This is a genomic window from Lyngbya sp. CCY1209, assembly GCF_055795065.1.
Window position 1 is genome coordinate 1 of record NZ_JAYFER010000422.1, and the last position, 1,407, is coordinate 1,407.

Consider the following 1,407-nt stretch of genomic DNA (forward strand, 5'->3'; position numbering starts at 1 on the left):
GAGTCTGAGGAAGAGGACATCGCCGAGGATACCGATTCCGATGAGTCTGAGGAAGAGGACATCGCCGAGGATACCGACTCCGATGATTCGGGTAGTGAAGCCGATGTTTTGACAGGAGAAGCACCTGAAGATCCTGAAGATTCGGGAGCCGACGATCCCCTGTTAGATCCCACGGATGAAAGTGATGATGCGGATACTCTGATTGCAAATCAGTCAGAATCCGATCTCACTGATGAAGGTGTCGAAGTGATTGAAGACAGCTTCCCACTGGTGGATGCCGACGAGGAAAGTTCCATCTCCGGAGTAGAGTTCTCGTCTGAAGCGGAAGACATCGATCTTCTGTCAACAGACACGGATGATAGTTTTGAGATCTGAGGTGCAAAAGCTGCTGAGTATTGAGTCGGCAATTCTGCTTGGATATTAGCGACTCAATACTCTGAACGCCTCCCAAAAAAGAATCGGCTAGAAAAACCTGCTCAGAGAACAATATAAATCAAATCTCCGGGCAGGTTTCCGGATGATGAAATGGGGTTCTTTTTCAATTTTTTAAAATCTGAAAATTGGGAACCAAAATCGGGCTAAAATTAAAAAAATATTCGGGAACATCCGATCAAGTTTTTGGGTCTCTAAGCCTGTATAATACCGTGGGTAAAATGATGTACTTCGGACTACAGGGGATGAGTTGAGGCGCTTGAAATGTTAGCCCGACCCCAAGATAATCTAAAGTATGAAGTCCCCCAAGCAACTGAAAGGAGAGCTTTAAAAATGCCAGAACAAGTTATTAGAACCAATCCTTTGTCGTTGAGCGTCGCCGAAAATAGTCCCTTCTCATTTGGGGTAACATATGAGACCGCCAATCCTGTAAATAACACCTTGAACGGATTGACATTGCGACTCCATTTTGATTCGGAAGCTATAGACTTTGGTGCAGTCGAGAATTTAGAATCATTTGACGTTTTTGTGACCAACCCTTCAGAAAATTCAGAGAATCAAAGTGGGGTGGATGATGGCGATCCCAATACAGATTCTTACATTGTTATCGGGTGGATTAGCCAAAACCCTGTATGGCCTGGTGACGATCAGACATACCCGGTAACGCTCTACAATGCAAATTTTACAACGCTTGACGGATTTACCGGAACAACGATTAATTTTACCTCTAGTGATAACCCAAGTGAAGACGGTGTAGTTTATGAACTCGATGCCCAATCTCTGACTCTGAACCTGGCACAGGCGGGAATCACGGTCGATCCCACAACAGGGTTGACCACGACGGAAGCCGGGGGGACGGACACATTTACCGTCGTTCTCACCAGCCAACCCTCCGCAAATGTGACCATCCCGATCGCCAGTTCCGATGCCACGGAGGGGACGGCGGACGTCACCGAACTGGTATTCACCCCCGAC

At 46.8% G+C, this 1,407-nt stretch carries 2 pseudogenes; both read left to right on the top strand.

The annotated features are described in order from the left end of the window. Window positions 1-375: pseudogene (locus tag AC0QHF_RS13015) on the top strand (hypothetical protein); the annotation flags it as partial. Window positions 376-765: 390 nt separating this feature from the next. Further along, a pseudogene (locus tag AC0QHF_RS13020) lies at window positions 766-1,407 on the top strand (beta strand repeat-containing protein); the annotation flags it as partial.